The sequence below is a fragment of the Rouxiella sp. WC2420 genome (genome assembly GCF_041200025.1).
Taxonomy (GTDB): domain Bacteria; phylum Pseudomonadota; class Gammaproteobacteria; order Enterobacterales; family Enterobacteriaceae; genus Rouxiella.
Genome location: NZ_CP165628.1, coordinates 3,656,906 through 3,683,479 on the forward strand (window position 1 = coordinate 3,656,906; position 26,574 = coordinate 3,683,479).

General features: G+C 50.1%; 25 protein-coding genes, 3 tRNA genes and 1 pseudogene. 16 read left to right on the forward strand and 13 right to left on the reverse strand.

The features are described 5' to 3' along the window. Positions 1 to 212 precede the first annotated feature (212 nt). Positions 213 to 845: a LexA family transcriptional regulator gene (locus AB3G37_RS17010; protein WP_037378818.1), complete on the forward strand. Its 633-nt coding sequence runs from the start codon at positions 213 to 215 to the stop codon at positions 843 to 845. A gap of 238 nt (positions 846 to 1,083) precedes the next feature. Then, positions 1,084 to 1,266, forward strand: a complete 183-nt coding sequence (locus AB3G37_RS17015; protein WP_009637765.1) for a YodC family protein — start codon at positions 1,084 to 1,086, stop codon at positions 1,264 to 1,266. Between the two features lie 170 nt (positions 1,267 to 1,436). Here the strand turns inward: AB3G37_RS17015 and AB3G37_RS17020 are convergent, their stop codons facing one another. Beyond that, positions 1,437 to 1,667: a hypothetical protein gene (locus AB3G37_RS17020; RefSeq protein ID WP_369788574.1), complete on the reverse strand. Its 231-nt coding sequence runs from the start codon at positions 1,665 to 1,667 to the stop codon at positions 1,437 to 1,439. 346 nt (positions 1,668 to 2,013) lie between these two features. On the opposite strand from AB3G37_RS17020, the pseudogene AB3G37_RS17025 reads away from it, so the two are divergent. Further along, positions 2,014 to 2,285, forward strand: a pseudogene (locus AB3G37_RS17025) (helix-turn-helix domain-containing protein). 411 nt (positions 2,286 to 2,696) lie between these two features. Here AB3G37_RS17025 and AB3G37_RS17030 read toward each other — a convergent pair. The 6 genes from AB3G37_RS17030 to uvrY form a co-directional block, all read right to left on the reverse strand. Continuing rightward, positions 2,697 to 2,783 (reverse strand) — tRNA-Leu (locus AB3G37_RS17030). Between the two features lie 11 nt (positions 2,784 to 2,794). Further along, positions 2,795 to 2,868 (reverse strand) — tRNA-Cys (locus AB3G37_RS17035). A gap of 54 nt (positions 2,869 to 2,922) precedes the next feature. Next, positions 2,923 to 2,998 (reverse strand) — tRNA-Gly (locus AB3G37_RS17040). Between the two features lie 148 nt (positions 2,999 to 3,146). Further along, entirely contained in the window at positions 3,147 to 3,695 is a 549-nt protein-coding gene (gene pgsA, locus AB3G37_RS17045) for a CDP-diacylglycerol--glycerol-3-phosphate 3-phosphatidyltransferase (protein WP_009636557.1), read from the reverse strand. A gap of 57 nt (positions 3,696 to 3,752) precedes the next feature. Then, positions 3,753 to 5,519: an excinuclease ABC subunit UvrC gene (gene uvrC / locus AB3G37_RS17050; protein WP_369788575.1), complete on the reverse strand. Its 1,767-nt coding sequence runs from the start codon at positions 5,517 to 5,519 to the stop codon at positions 3,753 to 3,755. A gap of 61 nt (positions 5,520 to 5,580) precedes the next feature. Continuing rightward, complete coding sequence (gene uvrY, locus AB3G37_RS17055) at positions 5,581 to 6,237, reverse strand: UvrY/SirA/GacA family response regulator transcription factor (protein WP_009636559.1); 657 nt, start codon at positions 6,235 to 6,237, stop codon at positions 5,581 to 5,583. 676 nt (positions 6,238 to 6,913) lie between these two features. Here uvrY and AB3G37_RS17060 point away from each other — a divergent pair. The 3 genes from AB3G37_RS17060 (at position 6,914) to AB3G37_RS17070 (ending at position 8,313) form a co-directional block, all read left to right on the forward strand. Then, positions 6,914 to 7,138: a DUF2594 family protein gene (locus AB3G37_RS17060; RefSeq protein WP_009636560.1), complete on the forward strand. Its 225-nt coding sequence runs from the start codon at positions 6,914 to 6,916 to the stop codon at positions 7,136 to 7,138. Between the two features lie 168 nt (positions 7,139 to 7,306). Then, positions 7,307 to 7,477: a hypothetical protein gene (locus AB3G37_RS17065; RefSeq protein WP_009636561.1), complete on the forward strand. Its 171-nt coding sequence runs from the start codon at positions 7,307 to 7,309 to the stop codon at positions 7,475 to 7,477. A gap of 44 nt (positions 7,478 to 7,521) precedes the next feature. Further along, positions 7,522 to 8,313 (forward strand): helix-turn-helix transcriptional regulator, encoded by a 792-nt coding sequence (locus AB3G37_RS17070; protein ID WP_369788576.1) that lies wholly within the window; start codon positions 7,522 to 7,524, stop codon positions 8,311 to 8,313. On the opposite strand, the gene leuA is transcribed toward AB3G37_RS17070, so the two are convergent. Then, positions 8,305 to 9,972, reverse strand: a complete 1,668-nt coding sequence (leuA, locus tag AB3G37_RS17075; RefSeq protein ID WP_369788577.1) for a 2-isopropylmalate synthase — start codon at positions 9,970 to 9,972, stop codon at positions 8,305 to 8,307. The two genes, AB3G37_RS17070 and leuA, sit on opposite strands and share 9 nt — an antisense overlap. Positions 9,973 to 10,316: 344 nt before the next feature. On the opposite strand from leuA, the gene cycA reads away from it, so the two are divergent. Next, the gene (gene cycA / locus AB3G37_RS17080; protein ID WP_369788578.1) at positions 10,317 to 11,723 is read left to right on the forward strand and encodes a D-serine/D-alanine/glycine transporter; all 1,407 of its coding nucleotides are present in this window, start codon (positions 10,317 to 10,319) and stop codon (positions 11,721 to 11,723) included. 80 nt (positions 11,724 to 11,803) lie between these two features. On the opposite strand, the gene rutR is transcribed toward cycA, so the two are convergent. Continuing rightward, on the reverse strand, positions 11,804 to 12,466 hold the full coding sequence (gene rutR, locus AB3G37_RS17085; protein ID WP_009636565.1) for an HTH-type transcriptional regulator RutR: 663 nt from the start codon (positions 12,464 to 12,466) through the stop codon (positions 11,804 to 11,806). A gap of 403 nt (positions 12,467 to 12,869) precedes the next feature. On the opposite strand from rutR, the gene rutA reads away from it, so the two are divergent. Genes rutA through rutG form a run of 7 tightly spaced genes read left to right on the forward strand, consistent with a single transcriptional unit; the run spans position 12,870 to position 18,579 of the window. Next, positions 12,870 to 13,970: a pyrimidine utilization protein A gene (gene rutA, locus AB3G37_RS17090; protein WP_369788579.1), complete on the forward strand. Its 1,101-nt coding sequence runs from the start codon at positions 12,870 to 12,872 to the stop codon at positions 13,968 to 13,970. Beyond that, complete coding sequence (rutB, locus tag AB3G37_RS17095; RefSeq protein ID WP_369788580.1) at positions 13,970 to 14,722, forward strand: pyrimidine utilization protein B; 753 nt, start codon at positions 13,970 to 13,972, stop codon at positions 14,720 to 14,722. Before rutA ends, rutB begins: the two co-directional genes overlap by 1 nt. A 49-nt stretch (positions 14,723 to 14,771) precedes the next feature. Beyond that, on the forward strand, positions 14,772 to 15,158 hold the full coding sequence (rutC, locus tag AB3G37_RS17100) for a pyrimidine utilization protein C (protein ID WP_009636568.1): 387 nt from the start codon (positions 14,772 to 14,774) through the stop codon (positions 15,156 to 15,158). Positions 15,159 to 15,201: 43 nt separating this feature from the next. Then, positions 15,202 to 16,026, forward strand: a complete 825-nt coding sequence (rutD, locus tag AB3G37_RS17105) for a pyrimidine utilization protein D (protein ID WP_369790984.1) — start codon at positions 15,202 to 15,204, stop codon at positions 16,024 to 16,026. Then, on the forward strand, positions 16,011 to 16,601 hold the full coding sequence (locus AB3G37_RS17110; RefSeq protein WP_009636570.1) for a malonic semialdehyde reductase: 591 nt from the start codon (positions 16,011 to 16,013) through the stop codon (positions 16,599 to 16,601). Before rutD ends, AB3G37_RS17110 begins: the two co-directional genes overlap by 16 nt. Before the next feature lie 53 nt (positions 16,602 to 16,654). Next, positions 16,655 to 17,191, forward strand: a complete 537-nt coding sequence (gene rutF, locus AB3G37_RS17115) for an NADH-dependent FMN reductase RutF (RefSeq protein WP_369790985.1) — start codon at positions 16,655 to 16,657, stop codon at positions 17,189 to 17,191. A 59-nt stretch (positions 17,192 to 17,250) separates the two neighbouring features. Then, complete coding sequence (rutG, locus tag AB3G37_RS17120; RefSeq protein ID WP_369788581.1) at positions 17,251 to 18,579, forward strand: pyrimidine utilization transport protein G; 1,329 nt, start codon at positions 17,251 to 17,253, stop codon at positions 18,577 to 18,579. Positions 18,580 to 20,807: 2,228 nt separating this feature from the next. Here rutG and AB3G37_RS17125 read toward each other — a convergent pair. Continuing rightward, entirely contained in the window at positions 20,808 to 21,002 is a 195-nt protein-coding gene (locus AB3G37_RS17125; RefSeq protein WP_369788582.1) for a hypothetical protein, read from the reverse strand. A gap of 269 nt (positions 21,003 to 21,271) precedes the next feature. On the opposite strand from AB3G37_RS17125, the gene AB3G37_RS17130 reads away from it, so the two are divergent. After that, the gene (locus AB3G37_RS17130; protein WP_369788583.1) at positions 21,272 to 22,999 is read left to right on the forward strand and encodes a potassium/proton antiporter; all 1,728 of its coding nucleotides are present in this window, start codon (positions 21,272 to 21,274) and stop codon (positions 22,997 to 22,999) included. 83 nt (positions 23,000 to 23,082) lie between these two features. Here AB3G37_RS17130 and osmE read toward each other — a convergent pair whose 3' ends face one another. Continuing rightward, positions 23,083 to 23,415, reverse strand: coding sequence for an osmotically-inducible lipoprotein OsmE (gene osmE, locus AB3G37_RS17135; protein WP_009636575.1), 333 nt, complete (start codon positions 23,413 to 23,415; stop codon positions 23,083 to 23,085). A 284-nt stretch (positions 23,416 to 23,699) separates the two neighbouring features. Between osmE and AB3G37_RS17140 the strand changes: the two genes are divergently transcribed. Next, complete coding sequence (locus tag AB3G37_RS17140) at positions 23,700 to 24,314, forward strand: cupin (RefSeq protein ID WP_037378112.1); 615 nt, start codon at positions 23,700 to 23,702, stop codon at positions 24,312 to 24,314. Positions 24,315 to 24,472: 158 nt separating this feature from the next. Here AB3G37_RS17140 and AB3G37_RS17145 read toward each other — a convergent pair whose 3' ends face one another. After that, positions 24,473 to 25,801, reverse strand: coding sequence for an NAD(P)/FAD-dependent oxidoreductase (locus AB3G37_RS17145; protein ID WP_369788584.1), 1,329 nt, complete (start codon positions 25,799 to 25,801; stop codon positions 24,473 to 24,475). Between the two features lie 31 nt (positions 25,802 to 25,832). After that, a complete protein-coding gene (locus tag AB3G37_RS17150; protein WP_369788585.1) occupies positions 25,833 to 26,537 on the reverse strand; it encodes an SDR family NAD(P)-dependent oxidoreductase in 705 nt (234 codons plus the stop codon). Positions 26,538 to 26,574: the final 37 nt, after the last annotated feature.

Sequence of the window (26,574 nt, forward strand, 5' to 3'; positions counted from 1 at the left end):
ACGGGATTGCTACGTGACTCAGTAACCACTTTTAACAGAGTAAATGGCTTTTTGCGGACCGTGTAAGCTTTTTTGGTTTGCTAAAGTCATCAACATAAGTCATACCTAAGAATTATTAATCCTTGATCTTCCCAACCTAAGTTAAATTAGCTAGTATGCCTATAGTTAAGTTTTATCATATGCAACGTAGATAAGATTGGTGAGAGTAATTTATGGAATCAGTAGGAGCGAGACTAAAAAGACTACGCCGTGTGACTAAAACAACACAAAAAGTCCTCGGTGAATACTGCGGTGTATCAGACGTTACGGTGGGCTATTGGGAGAAGGATTTAAACGTTCCTAAAGCAGAGTCACTGTTAAAGCTTGCAAAATACTTTAACACCACTGAAGCTTATGTGTTGTATGGTACTGATTTTACAGGCCTTCAGCCGTTGGCAACCAGCGTCAGGAAAATCCCGATACTCTCATGGGTACAAGCTGGGGTGTTTACAGAATCGGAATCAAGTGAACTTTTTGAGAGAGCAGAGTACTGGATGGAAACCGGATTACGAGTGTCTTCAGACGCATTCGCTTTAACAGTGCGTGGTGATTCAATGACTAATCCATCTGGTCTGCCTAGCATCCCGGAAGGCTCTACTGTGATTGTCGATCCCAATGTCGAAGCCACCAATGGCAAAATTGTTGTCGCTCGTATAGCCGGTACTAGCGAGGCCACAATGAAAAAGTTAGTCATTGATGGTCCAAACAAATACCTTGTTCCTCTCAATCCGCGCTATGCCAATATTCCGATTTGCGACAACTGTGAAATTATTGGTGTCGTTCGCGGAGTGCAGTACGAAATCTAAAGAAATTCTGATAGTAAAAAGAGTTGAGGCTAGGCGGCTTTTGCTCTTTTTTCACCTTCGAAAATTAAGCTAAAGTTTTTAAAATGGAGGGTATATTCATCTTCATTGCGTATAAAATCGCCGAAACTCACTGTAATGAATCTCATCAAGAGACTTGAACCGCGGGCCTTGCGACTTGAATTATCTGCAATATCAACCATATTCAAAGGGAATTTTACCTTGTTATGAGGAAATACAGATGGCAGAGAAATTTGAAGCGGGCGACGTAGTACTGCTTAAATCTGGTGGTCCAAAAATGACTATCGACAGTTACGATCAGGATGATGAAAAATACCGCTGTGAGTGGTTTGTCGATGGCAAAGTGCAACACCAACTATTCAGAGAGTCTTCACTGGAGAAATACGTTTCACCTGGTTGGTAGCCTAGGCAGAATATCAAATATGCATTTAATGATTTGATTATTTGAATGCATTCCCTATAAACTAATCACGGCTAAGTCTACCCAAATAATGTATGTGCTTTTGAAAACGCCACTATTGATGGCGTCAATATTCGCTACATGCATTACGTTAACTTTTTAAACTAATACTTTTAGTTTAAAAATACAGGTAAGCGTGACAATTCGGTGTTATGAATATACTCATCAAGGAATGCCGCCATAACCTTTGCCTGCTCAAGAGTAAGGCCAGTAAACAGCTTTCCTGCAGTGGGAAGCTGAGGTAAATCCTCGATTTGGTAATTGAACCGTAAACAGGCGAGTTGTTGGCATTCACAACAATCCAGACTTGATGGAATATAGACAAGCACGTCTTCATTTGACATATATAAACTTCCTTTCTGATTGCATGGAAAAACCAGACTAACACGCTCCTAATAAGTATTAAATCCTAAAAATCATTCAGCCATCTCAAAATTCATATATCGTTAGCCACTCATTAATTTCAAATAACTCTCTTGAATAAGTTAAAGAATTAACTATTAAAGCGAACTATGTATATTTATTTAAATAAATATTCAAAACTTATCGCCAAATTCAAAGCTGGAATTAACGCTATTTCCCTAAGTTAAGGAAAAAATTAGCTAAAAACTCACCGTTTTATCTACAAGCAAGTTTTGTATTAAGCATGTCCCCTTATGGGCGTTATTAATCATAATGTTATAACTCACAATGCTTTTTTGCGATCTCTTACTGGAGCAAATTGTTGAAGGCTCGCGCGAGCCTTCGCGTGAAACTAACGTGATTGCCGTTCAGGTCAAGGCGATCAGAACTGCTTTCGGATTGTCACAAAGCGGCTTCGCAAAACTGTTTTCAGTGAGCGTTGATACGTTAAAAACTCGGAGCAAGGCCGGCGAGAACCCACTGGCCCTGCCAAAGCACTGCTTAGAGCCATTGAGCGCGACCCGCAGCACGTCATCCCCGCCCTGTCAGCCAAAGGCTAACTCCGCTTTTACGGCAAGTTTTCAATAAAGCATCTTTTTGAATTTCTTTTCAATCAGATGCTTTAAATAAAATCCCTATCTACCTAACAAATTACCTCAGGTTTTCTGCGCAGCTGCTAGGGATGAAGCAAAGGCAAAATTTCCTGAAATTGAATTCGATTTCACCTTTCATGATTTGAGGGCGAAAGACATTTCGGATTTGACCGGAAATCTATACAACAAGCAGGCGATTACCGGGCATAAAAATGCATCGCAAACTGCGATTTATGACAGAAAAATGAAGGTCGTTCCTACGGTGGTGACCAATAATATTATGAAATGATATTATGAAATCCCAAAAACAAAAAAACCACCCGAAGGTGGCATAACGACATTACTACTTTATGCTTATGATAATACTGTAATTTTCCATGGTACCCGGGACGAGACTTGAACTCGTACAGCGCGAACGCCGAGGGATTTTAAATCCCTTGTGTCTACCGATTCCACCACCCGGGCTCCGGGAAAATTGGAGGCGCGTTCCGGAGTCGAACCGGACTAGGCGGATTTGCAATCCGCTACATAACCGCTTTGTTAACGCGCCTTAATTCTTTACTAATCTTACTGTTATACAGAACTTGATTCTATATATCGAATTTGGAGCGGGAAACGAGACTCGAACTCGCGACCCCGACCTTGGCAAGGTCGTGCTCTACCAACTGAGCTATTCCCGCTTTAATCAGAACTTACTGATTTTTTTAACTTATCTTCTGGCTGTTGGCTTGCTGCCTTCCGATGCGTTGCATTCTACTTAGATGACGCGATGAGTCAATAAAATTATCTGCTTATCGCGACTGTTTGCCGCTTTTTAAATCACTTCGATCAAGGTTCCAGCAAATCGTTTCGCGCAGCGAACAAATATTGGAACATTGACCAGAATGTCAGCACCGCAGCGATGTACAACGCTACAACGCCCACTGCCACTGCAATGTCATCTGGACGCCAAAGCAGAGCGACCAATGACAGCATCTGTGCCATGGTTTTAACCTTGCCTATCCACGACACCGCCACGCTACTGCGTTTGCCAATTTCCGCCATCCATTCACGCAGTGCAGAGATAATAATCTCACGAGCAATCATGGTTGCTGCCGGCAAGGTTATCCACCAGGCGTGGAAGTATTCTGCCACCAGCACCAGCGCAATTGCCACTAGCACTTTATCGGCCACTGGGTCGAGAAACGCACCAAAGCGCGTCGTCTGTTTCCAGCGACGAGCAAGATAGCCATCAAACCAGTCAGTGATAGCGGCGAAAACAAAGATTAACGCGCATGCGGCTGGAGCCCAGACGTACGGCAAATAGAAAGCCAGTACAAAGAACGGGATCATCGCAACGCGAAATAGGGTAAGGCACGTCGGTATATTAAATTGCATGTGCTTAGGTAACTATCTGTCCGATGTAGATATTATGAGTATGTTGCTACAATGACCCTAGTGTTTCAACGCATTATGGATTTTTTCTGCCAATGCGTGTGAAATACCCGGCACTTTTGCAATTTCCTCTGCGCTGGCATTCAATAATGGCTGGATGCCTCCCATGTACTTAAGCAGAACCTGACGCCTTTTTGGCCCTACCCCTTCAATTTCTTCAAGCGCACTGGTATTTCTGACCTTCGCTCGTTTCTTTCGGTGCCCAGTAATAGCGTGATCGTGCGAATCGTCACGAATATGTTGTATCACATGCAGTGCGGGTGAGTCAGATGGCAATGCAATGCCCTCGCCCTCGGCTTTGAAAAAAAGCGTCTCGAGACCGGCTTTACGATCTGCACCCTTGGCAATACCAATCAGCAGCGGCTTGGTCTTATCCCACGCCACGTCTAATTGTTTAAACACATCGATAGCCATCCCCAGCTGGCCTTTGCCGCCGTCAATGAAAATAACGTCGGGGATTTTTGCCTCTTCGATAGCTTTACCATAACGACGATTGAGAACCTGTGTCATCGCGGCATAATCGTCGCCGGGGGTAATACCGGTAATATTATAGCGACGATACTCGGCGCGCACTGGACCATTCGCGTCAAATACGACACATGAAGCCACAGTCTGCTCGCCCATAGTATGGCTAATATCGAAACATTCCATCCGGTTAATCTCGGAAAGATTTAACGTTTTGGCAAGCTCGGCCATACGTTGATGGATGGTAGAACGCTCGGACAAACGGGTTGTCAGGGCGGTAGTCGCATTGGTGCGAGCCAGTTTGAGATAGCGCGCCCTGTCGCCTCGCGGCTTACTCTGAATATAAACTTTGCGACCCGCCATTTCACTCAGTGATTCGGCCAACAGGTCTTTTTCCGGCAGACTGAAATCGAGCAGGATCTCGCCCGGCAGCGTTCGGGCCTGGCTACCTTGCAGATAAAACTGGCCAACAAAGGTTTGCACCACTTCTGACATGTCGGTGCCACCCGGCACTTTGGGAAAATAACTTCTGCTGCCCAGTACTTTACCCTGACGGATAAACAGCACATGCAGGCAGGCCATACCGGACTCGAAGCCAACGCCGATAACGTCGAGATCTTCGCTGTTTCCGCTGACAAATTGGCGCTCGGTAACACGACGCACCGCCTGGATCTGGTCGCGAAAACGCCCCGCTTCTTCGAAACGAAGATTCTTACTGGCATCTTCCATGCGCTCAATCAGCTGAGTTACAACCTGCTGGTCTTTCCCGGCCAGAAAAAGACGAACGTAATCAACCTGCTGTTTATATTCATCTTCGCTCACTAACCCGCTGACGCAAGGCCCTAGACAACGCCCAATCTGATATTGCAGGCACGGGCGGGAGCGGTTGCGATAGACACTGTTCTCGCATTGGCGAATAGGGAACAGTTTCTGTAAAAGGGTCAATGTTTCCCGAACAGCATAAGAATTTGGGAACGGACCGAAATATTCGCCCTTGGCATGTTTAGCGCCACGGTGAATGGTCAGTCGCGGGTGATTATCGGCACTCAGGAAAATTAGCGGGTAAGATTTGTCGTCACGCAACAATACATTGTAGCGCGGCTGGTAGAGCTTGATGTAGTTATGCTCAAGCAGCAATGCTTCGGTTTCTGTGTGAGTTACCGTGACATCGATCTGCTCGATATTTTTGACCAGTGTCTCAGTCTTGCGACTTGAGACCTGGACACGAAAATAACTGGAAAGCCGCTTTTTAAGATCTTTGGCTTTACCAACGTAAATGACCGTCCCGCTTGCATCGTACATTCTGTAGACGCCGGGCTGGCTGGTGACCGTTTTTAAAAAGGCCTGGGGATCAAAGCGCTCATTACTCACTGCCAGATAACGTCTCCGAGTTGAAAAGACCGTGGCGAATTGCCAGATGGGTCAATTCTACATCACCATTAATATTTAGTTTACTAAACATTCTGTAACGATAGCTGTTTACCGTTTTAGGGCTGAGATTAAGCTGCTCTGAGATTTCAGTGACTTTTTGTCCTTTGGTTATCATCAACATAATTTGCAGCTCACGTTCAGAAAGGCTGTCAAAAGGCGTTTCAGACTGTGGCTCAAGCTGGCCAAGCGCCATTTGTTGAGCGATATCGGAGGCAATATAACGCTGGCCAGAATCTACCAGACGTATTGCATTAACCACTTCCTGTGGTGCAGCTCCTTTACTGAGATAACCGGACGCACCGGCTTGCATCACTTTCGCGGGCAAAGGGTTTTCGGTATATATCGTCAGCATGATTATCTTGATGTCAGGACAAAAACGCACAATTTTTTTTGTGGCTTCCAGGCCGCCGATACCCGGCATACTCATGTCCATCAAAACGATATCGACATGATTGCTGCGGCACCATTTTACGGCATCTTCACCGCATTGCACCTCATCAACAACGTTGATGCCTTTGACATCCTCAAGAATGCGTCGAATCCCTGCGCGCACCAGTTCGTGGTCATCTACAAGAAGAACGCTAATCAAAGAGAACTCTCCAAAATTAAGGGCGTCACACGGTCGTATTTTTCATTAGTACCAGGTAAGACCTGAAAGCAACAAACATGACTGCGGATATAAAAAATAGTATTGAAGCTAATTAAATCAACTGGCGTATTTTACTGCATGCGGGAGAAATTAACCAAGTACTGATTGCAAAAACTTAACCTTTAAAAATGTAAGGGAGAAATTCCAGTCTACTGTACAGGCTTATTCCAGTATAAGACGAAATCCTATAAAAATCATGAAATAGCGCAACAATCGTCAAAAGACGAAGATAACAAGATAAGCAAAAACTGCATTTGGTCATGACGATTTTATTAACGAGCAAAATAACAGCAGCCAACGGAAAACATATATTACTGATTTAATCAGGAATTATTTTTTTGTTGTGAGCTTGATTAAATTTTTAATATGAAAAAGCGTCAACATTAGGTTGAAGCATTCTCATGTTAGAGACTTTGTTTAGAATCCTATCCCTGCATCTGCTTTATCCGTAACGCCAGAATAGTGTTTTACCCAGTGCTAATGGCAAGGTGCTCCACGCCAGAAGATGACTGTGCTAATATGGTGCAACCTTTTGTGCAGCTTGTCCCCATATTGGCGATAAATTTTCAAACGACCCCAATGGCCTCCAAAGAGTGGCCAGTTTTAAGGAGCTTAAATGAGCGCATCTGATTTTAACACCCAGGCAAACGTTGAAACCCTCGCAACCGAAGTTGCCTGTCTGAAGGCCACCGTCACCTTTTTACTCAAGGCTATCGGCCAGGTTGATGCGAGCAAAGCAGTGCTGAATCTCGAAAAATTCATTACCCAAATTGAAGACCCACAGCAGGCTGAAATTTTCAACGCGACCCTACAGCAGATCAAACTTGGCTACCGCCAATAATAACGCGTTAACTTTAAACACATTTATATGAGAGCCCGCGGCTCTCTTTTTTTGTCATTAAGCTGATCCTCATCAAGTCGTGAGCCAAAGTTTCTCTTGAGATAAACGCCCAATAGATTAAATCTGCTAAAATAAAGAACCGTTTACTTTCAACCAGAGGCTCTTTTTATGACTGAAAAATCCAGTGAAAACAAAACCAAAGCTGATGATGTACACGTTAGTGATGGATTGGCAGAAATGCATAAAGTTGCCGAACAACTCACCGAAGAAGAACTGCATAAAATTGCCGAAGAGGCCAGAAAAGCGGCCGAAGACGCGAAGAACAATCCGCACCCCTGATACTTTGTGCGTTAACTGCCTGCACCCCGGACGCTGTGATTACCATGCATGAGAATTTTTTAGCTAAAAACCAATCGCTTGTCGCAAAGGCAATCGACTATCAACACGGAGACTTTGAGCCGTCGCATAGTCATGGCTGCTCCCAGCTAATTCATGCTCTTTCCGGCGTTGTTCAGGTGACTACTCATCACGGCGTCTGGATGGTGCCACCCGGCCGCGGCGTGTGGTTGCCGGCCAATGTTACTCATAGTCTGCGATTTATCGGTGGCGTACAGGCACGCACTTTATTTGTTGATTCTCTCGCTCGCGCCGACTTGCCGGATCAGTGCCAGGTGGTCCAGGTTTCACCGCTGCTGCGCGAACTTATTCTGGCCTCTTTTAGCGTTCCGGAAAATTATGCCGTAGGCGGACGCGACGAACGAATCATTGAACTGATCCTCGACGAACTACGACTGTTGCCAATCCTGCCACTGCATCTTCCTGAACCGCGCGATCCTCAGCTTTTGGCTATTTGCCAGCAAATACAACAAGATTTGTCTGCTGCCTGGGAGTTGGAAGAGATAGCCGCCAACATGGGGATCAGTGGGAGAACGCTGTCACGCCGCTTTCAGCGCGAGACCGGATTGCGTTTTAGCGATTGGATTAGACGAGCGAAGATATTGTCTGCAATGAACGGGCTGGCATTGGGGCAATCGGTATTAGATGTGGCGCTGGAGCTAGGTTATGACAGCCCCAGTGCTTTCAGCGCCATGTTTCGCAGAACGCTGGGCGTGTCACCCAGCGAATATTTCAGTTCTGCGGCACGCGCCGCAGAAACAGCAGAGTCATTATCCTAAAAGTTGAGCACTGGCATTAAACAGCGCCTGGAGAGAGGCGCTGGAAACGTCACTGTCGATTCCCACGCCGTAAACTCTTTCTCCCTGAGGGCGCTGAACGCTGACATAGGCCACCGCACGGCTGTGGCTCTGGTGTCCCAGCGTATGCTCGTCGTAATCGCCAATCTCCAGCATTAAATCAAACGTCCGATGCAGTGCATCCACGGCTGAAGACAGCAAGCCATTGCCGCTTCCGGTCAAGGTCAGCTCTTTGCCCTGATAATTTACCTTGGCACTAAACTGGCGAACGCTGCTTTCATCGCTGCGAATGTCATAGCTCAGCAGCTTCATTTTCGGCTGATCTATCAGACCATATTGCTGACGGAATAAACGCCAGATGTCGCTGGTGCTCATCTCTTTTCCGCTGGTGTCAGTCTCTTTTTGTACCGCTTTGCTAAACGCAATCTGCAACCCGCGCGGCAGCTTAAGCCCATGGTTCTGCTCAAGTAACCACGCCGCCCCACTCTTGCCAGACTGGCTGTTGACGCGGATCACCGCTTCATAACTACAGCCAACATCGGCAGGGTCCAGCGACAAATATGGGACATTCCAGCGCTGATCTCCACGCAGTTTTTGCGCCGCGAAACCTTTTTTTATCGCGTCCTGATGCGAACCTGAGAAGGCAGTAAATACCAGTTCACCGGCATACGGGTGGCGCGGATGCACCGGCAGCTGATTACACTGCTCGACAATTTCAACAATGCCTTTGAGGTCACTGAAATCCAGGCCCGGAGAAATACCCTGAGTGTAGAAGTTTAGTGCCATAGTCACTAAATCGACATTGCCGGTGCGCTCGCCGTTGGCAAACAGGCACCCTTCAACGCGGTCGGCACCGGCCAGCAACGCCAGTTCGGCAGAGGCGACTCCGGTACCACGGTCATTGTGTGGATGCACGCTAATAGAAACCTGATCGCGACGGCTGAAATGACGGCAGAACCACTCAATCTGATCGGCATAAATATTGGGTGAGCTCACTTCTACCGTGGCTGGCAGGTTGAGGATCATCGGCCGCTCGGCGCAAGGCTCCCAGACTGCGGCAACCGCTTCACACACTTCCAGCGAAAAATCGAGTTCAGTCATGCAGAAAGTTTCCGGCGAATACTCAAAGGTCCACTTTGTTTGCGGATACTTTTCGCAAAGCTGGCGGATCTGCCTGGCACCGCGCACTGCCAATTCGACTGTGGAAGCTTTATCGGTGTTAAACACCACTTCGCGGAACATCGGCGATGTCGCGTTATATAAATGCACGATGGCACGCGGCGCGCCAATCAGCGATTCAAAGGTACGTTCGATTAAATCACTGCGCGATTGAGTCAATACCTGAATATAAACATCTTCAGGAATGGCCTTGTCTTCGATTAAACCACGGACAAAGTCGAAATCTGTTTGCGAAGCCGAAGGAAATGCCACTTCAATCTGCTTGAATCCACAACGCAGCAGCATGTCATAAAATTGGCGCTTACGCTGGTTATCCATTGGCTCGGCAAGCGACTGGTTACCATCCCGTAAATCGCTTGAACACCATTGCGGAACCTTATCAAGGGTTTTGCTCGGCCATTGACGGTCGGGCAGATTTACCGGTGGGAAGGCCACGTATTTTTGCGACGGGTTGGCTAACATAGTATTTCTCCATTCTTGAGTGCGGACCAAATTCCGCTGCCAGAAACAAGTATGGCGCAATCTGCAAAGTGTCGCGCCTCGCTAAATGACATTGACCCGCGCAAAACGGACAAAGCAACACTGAGATTGCCGAGGAAGTGAGCATTGTCATAACCCTGTAAAAATAAAGGTACATTTGCTGTCAGATTTTTTCTTCACGAAGTTATAATGCGCCGGAATTTAACATTACTATGTGGCACACCTGCCCGAATGCTGTTCATCCTCAAGCGGCAGAATTCACCACAATAATAGAGAAAAGAGCCGGTTAGAGCTCTTATTCCATACATGACAGGAACCTGAAAGCTATGCAAAACGAGACAGAAATCATTGCAAAAACGGAAGAAGAAACACCGGAACATTTGCGCCGAAATTTAAGCAATCGGCATATTCAGTTGATCGCCATCGGGGGTGCCATTGGTACCGGCCTGTTTATGGGCTCTGGCAAAACGATCAGCCTCGCCGGCCCTTCTATCATCTTCGTTTATATGATCATCGGCTTTATGCTGTTTTTCGTGATGCGTGCGATGGGTGAATTGCTGCTGTCCAATCTCGAATACAAGTCATTTAGCGACTTTGCCGCCGACCTGCTCGGTCCATGGGCTGGCTATTTTACCGGCTGGACCTACTGGTTTTGCTGGGTAGTTACCGGCATTGCCGACGTCGTGGCCGTCACGTCTTACGCACAATTCTGGTTCCCGGGTCTTTCACAATGGGTCGCCTCGCTAATTTTCGTATTGATCCTGTTTGGGCTTAATCTCGCGACGGTAAAAATGTTCGGCGAAACCGAATTCTGGTTCGCGATGATCAAAATTGTCGCTATCGTCGGTCTGATCATTACCGGTCTGGTAATGGTATTGATGCACTACCAGACGCCAAGCGGTTCCGTGGCTGCATTCAGCAACCTTTGGGACAACGGCGGGTTTTTCCCGAAAGGTATCAGCGGCTTCTTTGCCGGATTCCAGATTGCCATTTTCGCCTTCGTTGGCATTGAACTGGTAGGCACCACCGCAGCAGAGACTAAAGATCCGAAAAAATCGCTGCCCCGCGCTATCAACGCCATTCCGCTGCGTATCATCATGTTTTACGTTTTCGCACTGATTGCCATTATGTGCGTAACGCCGTGGAGCTCGGTTGCCTCTGATAAAAGCCCGTTCGTTGAACTGTTTGTGCTTGCCGGCCTGCCCGCTGCTGCCAGCATCATCAACTTTGTGGTGCTGACGTCCGCCGCCTCTTCCGCCAACAGCGGCATTTTCTCCACCAGTCGCATGCTGTTTGGTCTGGGACAGGAAGGAATGGCGCCAAAAGCCTTTGGCAAACTGTCTTCGCGTGCCGTACCGTCCAACGGACTGATTTTCTCCTGCATCTGCCTGCTGGCAGGCGTAGTGCTGATTTATCTAATCCCTAACGTATTGACGGTGTTCACTCTGGTTACCACGGTTTCAGCGATTCTGTTTATGTTCGTCTGGACCATTATCCTGTGTTCATATCTGGTTTATCGCCGTAAACGCCCACAGCTGCACGCCGCTTCGGAATATAAAATGCCGCTGGGGATTTTAATGTGCTGGGTCGGGATGGCATTCTTCGCCTTCGTACTGGTGCTGTTGACACTGCAAGATGATACCCGCCAGGCACTGATGGTTACGCCACTGTGGTTCGTTATTCTGGGAATCGGCTACTGGATCCGTTGTAAAAAGCAGCCAGCACTGAAGTAATGCCGCTGCTCAATCAATGAAAAATGCCCATCGGTTTAACCAGATGGGCATTTTTTTATCGATGGCAAGAGTTGGCAACATTACTCTCGCGGCCTGATACCTTGAATAATAATCTGCTGTAAGTTAGACACCGCCTGCTCAAAGAAAGCCTCGTCATCTAATGTCTGGCCGCTAATAGCTTCAATCTGCACGCCGAAATCGGCATAGTGCTGGGTGGTTGACCACAAAATAAACAACAGATGCAAAGGCTCTATCGGCGCAAGTTGTCCGGCTTTTACCCATCCACGAATAATCGCAGATTTTTCGTCAACCAGCTGTTTAAGATGAGTACTCAACACCTGTTTAAGCAGCGGCGCGCCCTGCAACATCTCCAGGCAAAACAGTCGTGAAGCTTGAGGATGGTCACGCGACACGCAAAGCTTGAGATAGATATATTCTTTAATTGCCTGCATTGGCTGCTGATCGGCATTCAGCGCCGCCAGAGGCTCTAGCCAGATATCCAGCAAGTCTTTCAAAACCGCAACGTACAAATCTTCCTTTGACGGAAAGTAATACAGCAGATTGGTTTTTGAAACGTCGGCCCGCTCGGCCACCTGATCAAGGCTGGTACCATGAATACCGTACAAAGAAAAAAACTCTAATGCCGCAGCCATAATCGTGGTCCGTTTTGCCGCCACGGCACGCGAACGCCGGCTCGGCGGCTTTTTGTTCCCGGTCGTTCCCTCTGCTGCCACTGGCTTCATCCTCTATTCATCGACTCTTGCGTTTGCCAAGCATAACAAAACCCTGTCATCACGACCATGCCCGCCCATTGCCCGGAATTTACTGCTTCTCACAGTCTAATCAACAGGCATTTTCGCACCATTTTCGTTCAATCTTGCATGATTTTCGTGCAGTTATTTTTTACCAAATGGTCCGATTTAGACCATTTGCTCTACCAAAATTTAGCACACATATTTAACACATTGATAATAAATGAATTTTAAAAACTGGCATCGAGTTTGCAATCAATACCTTACGTAGTCGAACAGCAAGGCGCAATTAGGAACCCGCAGGATGCACTCAAGCCGCGCTGTGTTGATTTGGATAGACAGGTAGTCGAAGCGCCCTGCCTAAGCCGGGCCAAATTCATTCAAGAGGTGTGCTATGAAAATCGGTGTCTTTATTCCTATCGGTAACAATGGCTGGTTGATTTCAGAAAACGCGCCACAGTATCAGCCGACTTTTGAGCTGAACAAAACCATCGTACAAAAAGCCGAACATTATAATTTTGATTTCGCGCTCTCGATGATCAAGTTACGCGGATTCGGTGGCAAGACTGAATTCTGGGAACACAACATGGAGTCTTTCACGCTGATGGCGGGTCTGGCTGCTGTGACCAGCAAAATCAAACTTTACGCTACCGCCGCTACGCTGGTTATGCCACCGGCGATTGTTGCACGCATGGCCGCGACCATTGACTCGATTTCCAACGGCCGCTTTGGCGTCAACGTCGTTACTGGCTGGCAGAAGCCTGAGTATGAGCAGATGGGAATGTGGCCAGGCGATGAGTATTTTAGCCGTCGTTATGACTATTTAACCGAGTACGTCACCGTGCTGCGTGACCTGTGGGGCACCGGACACTGTGACATGAAAGGCGAATTTTTCAAGATGGACGACTGCCGCGTCAGTCCGCGTCCGCAGGCCGAGATGAAAATTATCTGTGCCGGGCAAAGCGATGCTGGCATGGCGTTCTCTGCCAAATATGCCGACTACAACTTCTGCTTTGGCAAAGGCGTGAATACCCCGACCGCATTTGCAGCCGTTCCTGCACGCATGAAAGTTGCCGCCGAAGCCGAAAAACGCGATGTCGCTTCCTATGTATTGTTCATGATTATTGCTGATGAAAGTGACGCCGCGGCTCGCGCCAAGTGGGAGTCTTACAAAGAAGGTGCTGACAGCGAGGCGTTGGCCTGGCTGACCGATCAGGCCAGCAAAGACACCAAATCTGGCGCGGATACCAATGTTCGTCAGATGGGCGACCCGACTTCAGCGGTAAACATCAACATGGGTACGCTGGTAGGTTCCTACGCCAACGTGGCAAAAATGCTCGACGAAATTGCTACCGTACCAGGCACCGAGGGCGTACTGCTAACCTTCGACGATTTTGTTCAGGGAATTGAAAACTTTGGCCAGTTTATCCAGCCATTAATGAAAACTCGCCAATATCTGCTTAATGACTCATCTGCCGAAAAAGAGGTCGCGTAATGAAAATTGTTGAAAATGCCGTGGTACGTCGTGATCCAGGTTCGGTTGACGGCGAAGTTATTTTACCCGCGCGTCCTGAGTCGCTGGCCTTTTCCCCGCAGCAGACGGCGCTTATCGTCATAGATATGCAGAATGCTTATGCCTCCAAGGGCGGCTATCTGGATCTGGCCGGTTTTGACGTTTCACATACCGGCCCGGTAATCGCCAACATCAAACGCGCTATCGCTGCCGCTCGCTCTGCGGGCATTAAAGTGATCTTTTTCCAGAACGGCTGGGATAATCAATACGTCGAGGCTGGCGGTGAAGGTTCACCAAACTTCCATAAATCCAATGCATTGAAAACCATGCGCAAGCACCCGCAACTGATGGGCAAGCTGCTGGCCAAGGGTGACTGGGATTACGATCTGGTTGATGAATTACAACTACAGCCTGGCGACATTGTGCTGCCAAAACCGCGCTACAGCGGCTTCTTCAATACCCAACTCGACAGCCTGCTGCGCAGCTACGGCATTCATCATCTGGTATTTACCGGGATTGCTACCAATGTGTGTGTGGAATCCACACTGCGCGATGGTTTCTTCCTGGAATATTTCAGCGTCGTGCTGGAAGACGCAACCCATCAGGCGGGTCCGGAATTTGCCCAGAAAGCGGCGATATACAACATTGAAACCTTCTTCGGCTGGGTTTCCAACGTCGACAGTTTCTGTAACACGGTAGCGAAAACCGCAGAGAAATTGAGCCAAACGGCCTGACTTACAGACAATAAATATTGCCCATTACACTTTGAAAAGGAAAAGCATTATGCCAAAGAGCATCATCATCCCCGAAGGCACCGGCGTACCCATTGCGCCATTTGTTCCCGGCACGCTGGCTGACGGCATTGTTTATGTTTCCGGAACCCTGCCGTTCGACAAAGATAATAATGTGGTGTTTCCCGGTGATGCCCAGGCGCAAACCCGCCATGTACTGGAGACCATCAAAGGGGTGATTGAAACCGCGGGCGGCACCATGGATGACGTGACTTTCAACTCGATTTTCATCACCGACTGGAGCAACTATGCCGCAGTTAACCAGGTCTACGCCGAATATTTTCCCGGCGAAAAACCGGCTCGTTTCTGCATACAGTGTGGCCTGGTCAAACCCGAAGCGCTGGTAGAGATAGCCTCCGTTGCCCACATAGGCAAATAACGACACCGCGAAACAAGGTGAGAATGGCATGAGCAAAACGTCCCTGTTTTACAAAGTTTCTGGCAGTACATTACCTACGGCGCAAACTGTGGTGCTTTCGTCGGGTCTGGGCGGCGTACACGGATTTTGGCAGCCACAGCTGGCAATGCTGGAAAAGCATTTTCGGGTCGTCGTCTACGATCAGTTTGGTACTGGCCGCAGTCAGGGCGTGATTCCGGCAGGTTATCGCCTGGAAGACATGGCAGACGAGCTCGCCGCGCTGCTCAATACTCTTAAGATTGACCGCTGCCATCTTATTGGCCATGCATTAGGTGGCAATATTGGATTGCATTTGTCCCAACGCTACCCGGCGCTGCTGGAAAGTCTGGTGGTTGTCAACGGCTGGACAGTGCTTGATAGCCAGACTCGCCGCTGTTTCATGGTGCGCCAGGATTTGCTGCTCAACAGCGGCGTGGAAGCCTATGTGCGCGCCCAGCCGCTGTTCCTGTATCCGGCTGACTGGCTTTCAGCCCACGCGGATTTGCTGGACAACGAACAGGCGCATCAGGTTGAGCATTTTCAAGGAATGGAAAACCTGCTGCATCGCTTGCAGGCACTGATGGCGCACGATCTCAGCGATAGTCTGGACAGCATTAATACGCCGACGCTGGCTTTCAGCTGCCAAGATGATCTGCTGGTACCATGGCACTGCTCGAGCACGCTGGCGCGCAATCTGCCGATTGGTGAGCACTTGCAAATGAACTACGGCGGCCATGCGATGAGCGTGACCGATAGTGAAACCTTCAACCCTCTTTTACTGGAATGGCTGCTGCGTTTTGCGAGCGATGCCAATCCACAGACTTCGGAGTCCCAATGGCCGACGCATTAATTGCCAGCGCACTGGCAACATTATTTACTGAAGCACGGACTCACAATGGCTGGCAGGAAAAACCGGTCAGCGACGAACTGCTGCAACAGGCCTACGATTTGGCGCGCATGGGGCCAACATCGGCTAACTGTTGCCCATTGCGCGTGGTGTTTATTCGCAGCCAGGAGCAAAAAGAAAAGCTCGCTCCTGCACTGTCGAGCGGCAATCTGCAAAAGACTCTGAGCGCGCCAGTGACCGCCATTCTGGCTTACGATCCGGCGTTTTACGATCTGCTGCCGGAGCTTTATCCACACGGTGATGCCCGCTCGTGGTTCACTTCAAGCCCTGAGTTGGCCCACGAGACTGCGTTTCGCAATGCCAGCCTGCAAGCGGCGTATCTGATCCTAGCGCTGCGCTCGCTGGGTCTCGATACCGGTCCAATGTCTGGATTCGATCAAGCCAAAGTTAACGACACCTTCCTGGCAGAGAGCGGCTGGAAAGCCAACTTTTTGCTCAATATCGGCTATGGCGACAGCGGCAAGGTTTATCCGCGTGCGCCGCGACTGGCCTTTGAGCGCGTTTGTAAAATCATCTGAACCAGCGAATAGCGGAGTGATTTATGTCTTTGAAACCATTATCTCTGGAACCCATGCCTGAAAAAATTCTCGACATCCCGCTGACTGAACTGGCCGGGGTCGAAAAACAGGCCTTTCGCGATGCGATGTCACACCTCGGTTCGGCGGTGAATATCATCACTACCGATGGCAAGGCCGGACGTGCAGGATTTACGGCCTCAGCGGTGTGCAGTGTGACCGACACCCCGCCAACGCTGCTGGTATGCCTGAATCGCTCGGCTTCGGTTTATCCGATTTTCCAGCAGAATCAGGTGCTGTGTGTCAACACGCTGTCCGACAGCCACGAAGGGCTTTCTAATCTTTTTGGCGGTAAGACGCCGATGGAGCAGCGCTTTGCTGCCGCTAACTGGACTGCGATGGCGAGCGGCTCTCCGGCGCTCGAAGGCGCACTGACCTCGTTCGACTGCCGCGTGAGTCAGGTCACCAGCGTCGGCACCCATGATGTTTTGTTTTGCGAAGTCATCGATATTTTACGTAATGATGAAAGCCACGGATTGGTCTATTTCGACCGACGCTATCACCCTCTGATACGTCAAAAATCACAGGCCTGACAGCAGGCCTTTCCTCTGTTTTTTTATCACAGCGATATTAACAAGACGTGGAGAAGACGATGGCGAATACCTGGTTTCCTCAATGGCGAAAAAGGACCGGCAGTCTGGAAGGTGCAGTGATTGCTCCGGACGAGCGTTTGCCTTTAATACCAACGATTATCATGGGTTTACAGCACGCGGTAGCGATGTTTGGCGCGACAGTGTTAATGCCGCTGCTGATGGGTTTTGACGCCAATGTGTCAATCCTGATGTCAGGGATTGGGACTTTGCTGTTTTTCATCATCGTCGGCGGTCGTGTGCCGAGCTATTTGGGTTCCAGCGCCTCGTTTGTCGGCCTGGTGATTGCCGTCACCGGCTACAGCGGTCACGGCCCCAATCCGAATATTGCGCTGGCGCTGGGCGGTATTATTGCCTGTGGTGCACTGTATACGCTGATTGGCTTTGTGGTGATGGCAGTCGGCACGCGCTGGATTGAAAAACTGATGCCGCCGGTAGTTACTGGCGCCGTGGTGATGGCGATTGGGCTGAATCTGGCACCGATCGCGGTCAACAGTGTCTCTGCCTCAATGTTTGACAGCTGGATGGCGGTGGTAACCGTGCTGTGTATTGGCGGTGTTGCAGTGTTTACTCGCGGGCTGATGCAGCGTCTGATGCTATTGCTGGGCCTCATTGCGGCCTATGTGATTTATTTTGTCATCACTAACGTGCTCGGTTGGGGCAAGCCTATTGATTTTAGTGGCATTGCCAGCGCCGCGTGGATTGGCATGCCGAGCTTTACCGCACCCGTGTTTAGCAGCCATGCGATGCTGTTACTGATGCCGGTTGCAGTAATTCTGATTGCCGAAAACCTGGGTCATATCAAGGCTGTTGCAGGAATGACCGGTAAAAATCTTGACCCGTTTCTGGGCCGCGCTTTTGTCGGTGATGGACTGGCCACCATGCTTTCTGCCTCTGCGGGCGGCACAGGGGTTACAACTTATGCTGAAAATATCGGCGTAATGTCGGTAACCAAGATTTACTCGACACTTATTTTCGTTGCTGCCGCCGTAGTTGCCATTCTGTTGGGCTTCTCTCCCAAATTTGGTGCATTAATCCATACCATCCCCGGTCCGGTTTTGGGTGGCGCTTCAATTGTAGTATTTGGCCTGATTGCCGTTGCTGGCGCTCGCATCTGGCTGCAAAACCAGGTGGATTTGAACCAGAATGGCAACCTGATTATGGTCGCGGTGACGCTGGTGCTGGGGGCTGGCAACTTTTCGCTGACCTTCGGTGGATTCACCATGGGTGGAATAGGCACCGCCACTTTCGGGGCTATCCTGCTTAACGCGCTGCTTAAAAATAGAAAGCTCGCCGTTGTTGGCACGGATACTGCATTAAAAGATCACTGACGACCTCAGTTTCTCCTTAGCTCATCAACTTTGATGATCGCCAGCAGCTAATCGGTCCACCCGTCCGATTTACCTGCTGGTTTTTTTCTTTTTAATCCTCAAAAAACTATTTTAAATCAAGAAAGTTAAGTCAAAATCTTGTGCTGCGCAAAGCCTTTAATGCTGCGCACGGCCCATAATGCTGCGCATGGCTTAGGTGCTGCGCACGGCCTTTAATGCTGCGCATGGCCTTTAGCTTAACTTCAACTTCATGCGCTGCGCTTACTGGGCTGCGGCCCAGACCGCCTCAAGGGTGGCCCTTGGGCCGCCACCCTTAAGAATCCCGGGCCCCTTTTCTTGTGACCAGATTGGTGCAAAAAAAATAGATCTTTTCAGAAGCCTCGGTGCGTGGCGTTGGCCACGGCCCTGCTGGCTGCCTTCACTCAGTCGGGAGCCAAAAGCGTCTCCCTTTCCTTCGCTCAGCGTAGGCCCGAGGCCGCCAATAGTAGCTAAAAAGAAAAACCGGCAACTCTACGGCGGTCAAAACCCGATCTCACAAAGATAGGTCTCTTAGGTTTGTTCGAGACTAAATATAACTTTTGATTTCGTTTTTGAATTAATAAAACCGATATTCACAGAATGTCACCTTCAAAAAAAATTCTTGTCAGAAGAAAGGCCTTTTGACCTCAGCTTAGGTTGCCGATTTTTCTTTAATAGCCCTGATTGGCGGTCTCGAGGCGGCGCTGAGCGAGGGAGAAAGACGTTTTTGGCTTTCGAACGAACGAGGGGACCGCGCAGCGGCGCGACCAACGCCACACTCGGTGGCAACTGAAACAAACTCATCGTCTGGTGCCGTACAGGCAAACGACACCAAAGGGGCGCGGAGATGCAAGAGGGCTCGCCCTGGAGACCTCTTGCCCGGTTCCGGCACTGCCGGTTAAATGACCATTGAAATTAATGAACCGGAAAAACGCCTCGGTGATCATTGACCTTAAAAAGCCCGTGCGCAGCACCTAAAGCCCATGCGCAGCACCCAAAACGCGGAGATGCAAGAGGGCTCGCCCTGGAGACCTCTTGCCCGGTTCCGGCGCGGCTGGTTAAATGACCATTGAAATGAGTGAACCGGAAAAATTCCCCGGTGATTATTGACCTTAAAAGTTGATCGCGACCAAAGCCACACTTGATGCTGCGCACGGCCTTTAGCTTAACTTCAAATTCAACTTCAACTTTATGCGCTGCGCTTACTGGGTGGCGGCCCAGACCGCCTCAAGGGTGGCCCTTGGGCCGCCACCCTTAAGAATCCCGGGCCCCTTTTCTTGTGACCAGATTGGTGCAAAAAAAATAGATCTTTTCAGAAGCCTCGGTGCGTGGCGTTGGCCACGGCCCTGCGGGCTGCCTTCACTCAGTCGGGAGCCAAAAGCGTCTCCCTTTCCTTCGCTCAGCGTAGGCCTGAGGCCGCCAATAGCAGCTAAAAAGAAAAACCGGCAACTCTACGGCGGTCAAAAGCCGTTTCCTCAGGCAAAATCTTTTTTAAAATAAAATTAAAGTGAAAGTGTCGATGATCTGATTGGCGGTCTCGGGGCGGCGCTGAGGGAGTGAGAAAGACGCTTTTGGCTTTCGAACGAACGAGGGGACCGCGCAGCGGCGCGACCAACGCCACACACGTTGGCAACTGAAACGAACTCATCGTCTGGTGCCGTACAAATAAGCGACACCAAAGGGGCGCGGAGATGCAAGAGGGCTCGCCCTGGAGACCTCTTGCCCGGTTCCGGCACTGCCGGTTAAATGACCATTGAAATTAATGAACCGGAAAAACGCCTCGGTGATCATTGACCTTAAAAAGCCCGTGCGCAGCACCTAAAGCCCATGCGCAGCACCCAAAACGCGGAGATGCAAGAGGGCTCGCCCTGGAGACCTCTTGCCCGGTTCCGGCACTGCCGGTTAATTGACCATTGAAATTCGTGAACCGGAAAAACTCCTCGGTGATCATTGACCTTAAAAAGCCCGTGCGCAGCACCTAAAGCCCATGCGCAGCACCCAAAACGCGGAGATGCAAGAGGGCTCGCCCTGGAGACCTCTTGCCCGGTTCCGGCGCGGCCGGTTAATTGACCATTGAAATTCGTGAACCGGAAAACTCCTCGGTGATCATTGACCTTAAAAAGCCCGTGCGCAGCACCTAAAGCCCGTGTGCAGCATCTAAAGCCCCGCGCTGCGGAAAATCAATGAACGAGATTGCGGGCACAGTGATATCAATTAGCCGCATCTTGCGGAAATTCCGAGTCAGTCCCCACTTCGGGCAGATCCTCGAGCTGTGGTCGAATCCCTTCAGAAATATAATCTTTAGCCGCTTTAACGTGTTCGTTTCCCTCCTCGTCGCGCACCAATACATGCTTTATGGTGCCATCCTGTAAAACCTCACGATGAATTCCAGTAAATTTAGCCATTGCTGCCTCCCTATTGCCATTCAGTCATTGATTAGTTTGAGCATTTATCTCAACTTAATAAGCATAGCGTTTCCATGGCTTTTAGGAGTCCAAAGCCGCAAATCGATAAGTTTTAGACGACAACCAACCAGAAATTATCAGCTCGACTTATTGGTCAATAAAAATCCGCACTTAGGCCAGCGGATATTACAATTTCCTGTTAAATTAACACTATAGTCATTGACCGAGTGACTGCTTCATCGCCGCTATATTCACAGGAGAATGACACATTGGATGCGAGTACTATCAACACACTTTTTTTCATAGGCGCAATGTTGGTAGCAGCAAGTATTCTGCTTAGCTCGCTCTCGTCACGCCTTGGCATTCCTATCCTGGTTATCTTTCTCGCTATCGGCATGCTGGCCGGGGTCGATGGTATTGGTGGTATCGTTTTTGACAACTATCCCGCCGCCTATCTGGTTAGCAATCTGGCACTGGCGGTGATCCTGCTCGATGGCGGCATGCGCACTCGCGCCTCATCATTTCGCGTGGCACTTTGGCCCGCACTTTCGCTGGCCACCGTTGGCGTACTGATTACCGCAGGATTGACCGGCCTCGCCGCCGCCTGGCTATTTCACATCAACCTGATGCAAGGTTTGTTGATCGGGGCGATTATTGGATCAACCGATGCCGCCGCCGTGTTTTCGCTAATTGGCGGTAAAGGATTAAACGAACGCGTTAGTGCGACGCTGGAAATAGAATCGGGCAGCAACGATCCCATGGCTGTATTTCTGACTATCACCCTGATCGATATGATTGCCAAGGGCGAGCACGGGCTAAGTTGGATGTTCGTCGTCGACGTGATCCGCCAGTTTGGATTAGGCATTAGCTTCGGGCTGGTCGGTGGCTGGCTGCTGCAACAGCTTATTAACCGCGTCACACTACCAACCGGTCTCTATCCCTTGCTGGCTTTCAGCGGCGGCTTGCTCGTTTATGCTGCTACGGTTAGCCTCGACGGCAGTGGGATTCTAGCGGTTTATCTCTGCGGTTTGATGTTGGGCAACCTGCCAGTGCGAAATAAACACGGCATCATGCAGACCTTCGATGGGTTGGCGTGGCTGAGCCAGATTGCCATGTTCCTGGTGCTGGGCCTGCTGCTGACGCCCAGCGATCTGCTGCCGATTGCTATTTCTGCGCTGGCATTGTCGCTGTGGATGATCCTGTTTGCCCGCCCATTATCGGTATTTGTCGGCCTGCTGCCCTTCAAAAATTTTACCCTGCGCGAGCGCTTTTTTATCTCCTGGGTGGGTTTACGCGGCGCAGTTCCGATTATTTTGGCCGTATTTCCGATGATGGCCGGTATTCCGCAAGCGCATCTTTATTTCAACGTGGCGTTCTTTATCGTGCTGGTCTCGCTGCTATTGCAGGGAACTTCGCTGGGATTTGCGGCGAAAAAAGCCAAGGTGATTATTCCCCCTGCCCCGACGCCTATTTCCCGCGTTGGGCTAGACATTGACATCTATACCCAGTGGGAGCATTTCATCTATCAACTTGGGTCTGAGAAATGGTGTGTCGGTGCGGCACTGCGTGATTTAAAAATGCCGAAAGAAACTCGCATCGCGGCGCTGTTTCGCGGCACGGTGATGCTGCATCCTACCGGCAGCACGCGGCTCAAGGAGGGTGATATTCTTTGCGTAATCGGTCAGGAGAAAGATTTACCAGAATTAGGCAAGCTGTTCAGCGATACCAATGCGGTCGTGATGGACGAACGCTTCTTCGGCGACTTTATTCTGGAAGCGGATGCGCCGTTGGAAGCCATTTCTCAGGTCTATGGTTTGAACCTCGACGAATCAATCGACAAAACGCTGTCGCTGGGGCATTTCGTCATCCAGCTATTGGGGGGTGAACCGGTTATTGGCGACCATATCGAGTGGGATGGCCTGACCTGGACAATCGCCGAGATGGAAGGTAAACGGGTGAGCAAGGTGGGCGTGCGCATCGTAACGCAGCAGGCTTGACCACTTAAAGAAAGCTGCCGGCCATTACCCACAAAAAAGCCTGCTACGATAGCAGGCTTTCTTTTGAACTCAGAGCAAGCAGATTACATGCCTGACTGTGGGTCTTTATCGTAATCTGAACAGCTTTGGAAGCCTTTGTTCATCACATGACCGGTGTCATTGTAGCTAACAAAATAGGTCTGTGCTTTGCCATCACGAGGGGCAACGGCATAAGTCTGGCAAGTCCCTTTCGCGTGGATCATGGTAATTTCGGTAGACGGTGGACCGGCAATTGCGCGAACCTGAGATCGGGTCATTCCGACTTTCACATCACTGACCACTGGATCTTTAACATAGCTTGCAGCTCGGTCATAAGTTTGACAACCCGCAAGTACGGAAACCGCTGTAGCAACCATAATCAACATTTTCTTATTCATGACTTCTCCTCCAGAAGTGCTTTATGTTCCATTAAGGCTAGAAGAAAATGGTCATTAATCAAATTTTTAGTACTTTTATTTGTTGATTCAGGCCCTAATTCGGCTTTATCTGATCTTTTAGACACGATTACGGTCAGAAAGCCGACACCTCTGCGTGATATTCCAGCCATTTTGTTCTATAAATGAAGAAGGTAAGCCATTGAGAATAATGTGAGCGGAATAATTTATGCTCATCAAACCCTGCCGAGCAGGTCAGTGCCCAATACGGACAAGGAGCAGTGCCAATGCCGCTGGATCGAAGACGTTTTTGTGCTCTTCTCGGTTTTATACCGTTAATGACACTTCCGCGGTGGAGCTTTGCCGAGCCAAGAGAGGTGGCCATGGAGGTTTTGCACATCACCAAACCCGACGGCGGCGTGCCCAACAGCCCCCTGCCCGTGCTGATTTATCATCGTGTCATTCCTCCCGAGGCGGTAGACAATGCCGACTATCTCGAGCATTTGTTTAGCACCAACGGTTGGCCGCCGCAGTGGCGCTATGGCGTCTATACCTTTACCCATTTCCACAGCAATACGCCCGAGGCGCTGGGGGTGTTTGCCGGCTCGGCCAAGCTACAACTGGGTGGCGAGAAAGGTAGCATTATTCAGGTGAATGTAGGCGATGTACTGCTGCTGCCAGCCGGTGTCGGTCACAAACAAGTCTCTGCCGATGACAACTTTATGATGGTCGGGGCTTATCCGCCAAATACCACTGCCGATTTGTGCCATGACGAACCATCAAAACTTGCCGCACGCAGCAAAGCGGTCGCCAAAGTGCCACTTCCGGCCAGCGATCCGGTTACTGGCCACACAGAAGGCAGCATGCTGCTGTGGCACAGCGCGAATGCTCAAAGCAAATAACTTGCCCGCAAACACTGTAATTTTTGCTTTTGCGCAGTGTAATGCAGACAAGAAATAAGTAAATGTGATGGAAAAATGGCCAAAACAGCCATTTTTTTATTAGGCGGGGACTCTTTATGACTCGGATTCTGCGACGAAGCCAATGCCAATTCTCATGCTCACAGCCAGTGCTGAGCGCGCACAAGCTCACCATCGGTGAAACGCGACAGGCGATAAGGCGTGGCGTCGACAATTGGAGTCGCGTTCTGCACCAAATCCGCCATCAGCTGACCGGCCGCGGGAGCAATACCAAAACCGTGCCCTGAAAAACCCGTTGCGATGTACAGCCCGGCAACGTTGTCTACGCCAGAGATCACCGGGATAGCGTCCGGCATAGTATCAATCAGCCCAGCCCAGCTTTGTGCCACCTGTAATCCGTCGAAGGCTGGCAATGCCCGTTTCAGATCCCCCACCATTTGCTGCAATGAAGGCTGATGCGGCGCGGGATCCAGCACGCGAATGCGCTCGTAAATGGACGTTTTATCAGCTTGCCCAGGTTTCCATAACAGCGCTTCCTCAACAAATCTCGCCCCCAGTTTCAGCTTCAACGCTCCCCGCTCAACCTTAAACGCCGGCATAAACTGCTTCATAAAACGCAGCCCATCAGGCGTAATATCAACCACGTTGGTGGCCGAACTGGCGATAGTCCAGCCGCCGTCGAGCCGCTTGCGCATCGCGACGCTCCCCAAACTCACGCAGGAAGAGATATCGGCCTCGAGCGGACGGGTACGCATTACCGTTGAAAGCACTTTAAGCTGTGGGATTTCAACACCGCAGCCTTGCAGCAGCAAACGCGACCAGGCTCCTCCGGCAACGACCACCGACTGGCAGTTTATCGCCCCGTGTTCAGTAACAACCTGAGTGACTCGCCCGCCGCTGCGCTCGATGGTGCGAACCGCGCAGTGCTGTTGCAGATTAAGGCCCGCCTCAATAGCTGCCATCGCCATGGCCGGTGCTGCTTTTTGCGGTTCGGCACGCCCATCGGCCTCGGTAAAAAGCGCACCGGCAAAGCTTGAGGTCAGACCCGGAACTCGCGCGGCCAACTCCGACGGGCCGAGCATCTGGCTGTGGATATCGTACTGTCTGGCTTCCTCAATCCAGCGCAAATGCCTCTCGCGCTGCTGTTCGTTGCGCGAGCTATAGATTATTCCCTCGCGACGAAACCCCGTTTCACGACCCGTAGTCTGGTTCATGGTTTCCCAAAGTTGCATGCTGGCATTGATCAGCGGCAGTTCGCGAATATCGCGACCAGTGCGGCGACACCAGCCCCAGTTGCGGCTGGACTGTTCGGCGGCCACAGTGCCCTTTTCCAGCAACACGGTTTGCACGCCTTGCCTCACCAAAGCCAGCGCGGTGGCGATACCGACTATTCCCCCGCCAATGACGACGACCTCTGTCTGGCGCGGGAAATCTGCCGAAGAAGGCACAACATCGACTATAGGTCCCATTACTTACCTCAATCAAATGAAAAATAAGTGATTAATACTGATCTTCAACCGTCCAGTTTACCGGGATCTCGGCAATACTGGTGGTGGTTGGCAGCTCCAGAACCGTGCGAACCAGGTGTGCCAAGTCTTCAGGCTGGGTCATTTTTTCCGGTTCGGCGCTGGAAAGTGCGGTGCCCATATCGGTGGCGACGAATCCCGGACAAATTGCGGTGCAGCGAATTCCTGCCTCATCACCAATGCGACGCAGACCGTGAGCCAAAGCCAGCGCAGCAAATTTACTCATAGAATACAGGCTTGAACGCTCACCGCGGACGCGCTTGCCGGACAGCGACACCAGTATCACGATACGCCCCTGACCGCTGTCCACCAGATGCGGCCACACTTTTCGGCTCAGGCGCATTGGAGATTTCACGTTGGTATCAAAGGTTTGATCAAATTCTTCATCCGTAGCTTTAAGCACTGATACCGGCAACATCACCCCGGCATTGTGCACAATGGCATCAATTTTTCCGAATTTTGCCACAGTCGCGGCAACCCAGCGGTCTTCAGTTTGCGGGTCGAGCGCGTCAAATTGGCACACCAACTGGCGGTCTTGATGCTCAATCAGCACGTCTTCCGGCTTGCGGCAGCCGAGACTGACATCCCAGCCGTTGTCGATCAGGTTTTTGGCAATCGCCGCGCCGATTCCTCGGCTGGCTCCGCTTATCATGGCGACTCGTCGTGGACTATTGCTCATCGGCTTGCTCTCTTAATGTTGGTAAAAAGAAATGATA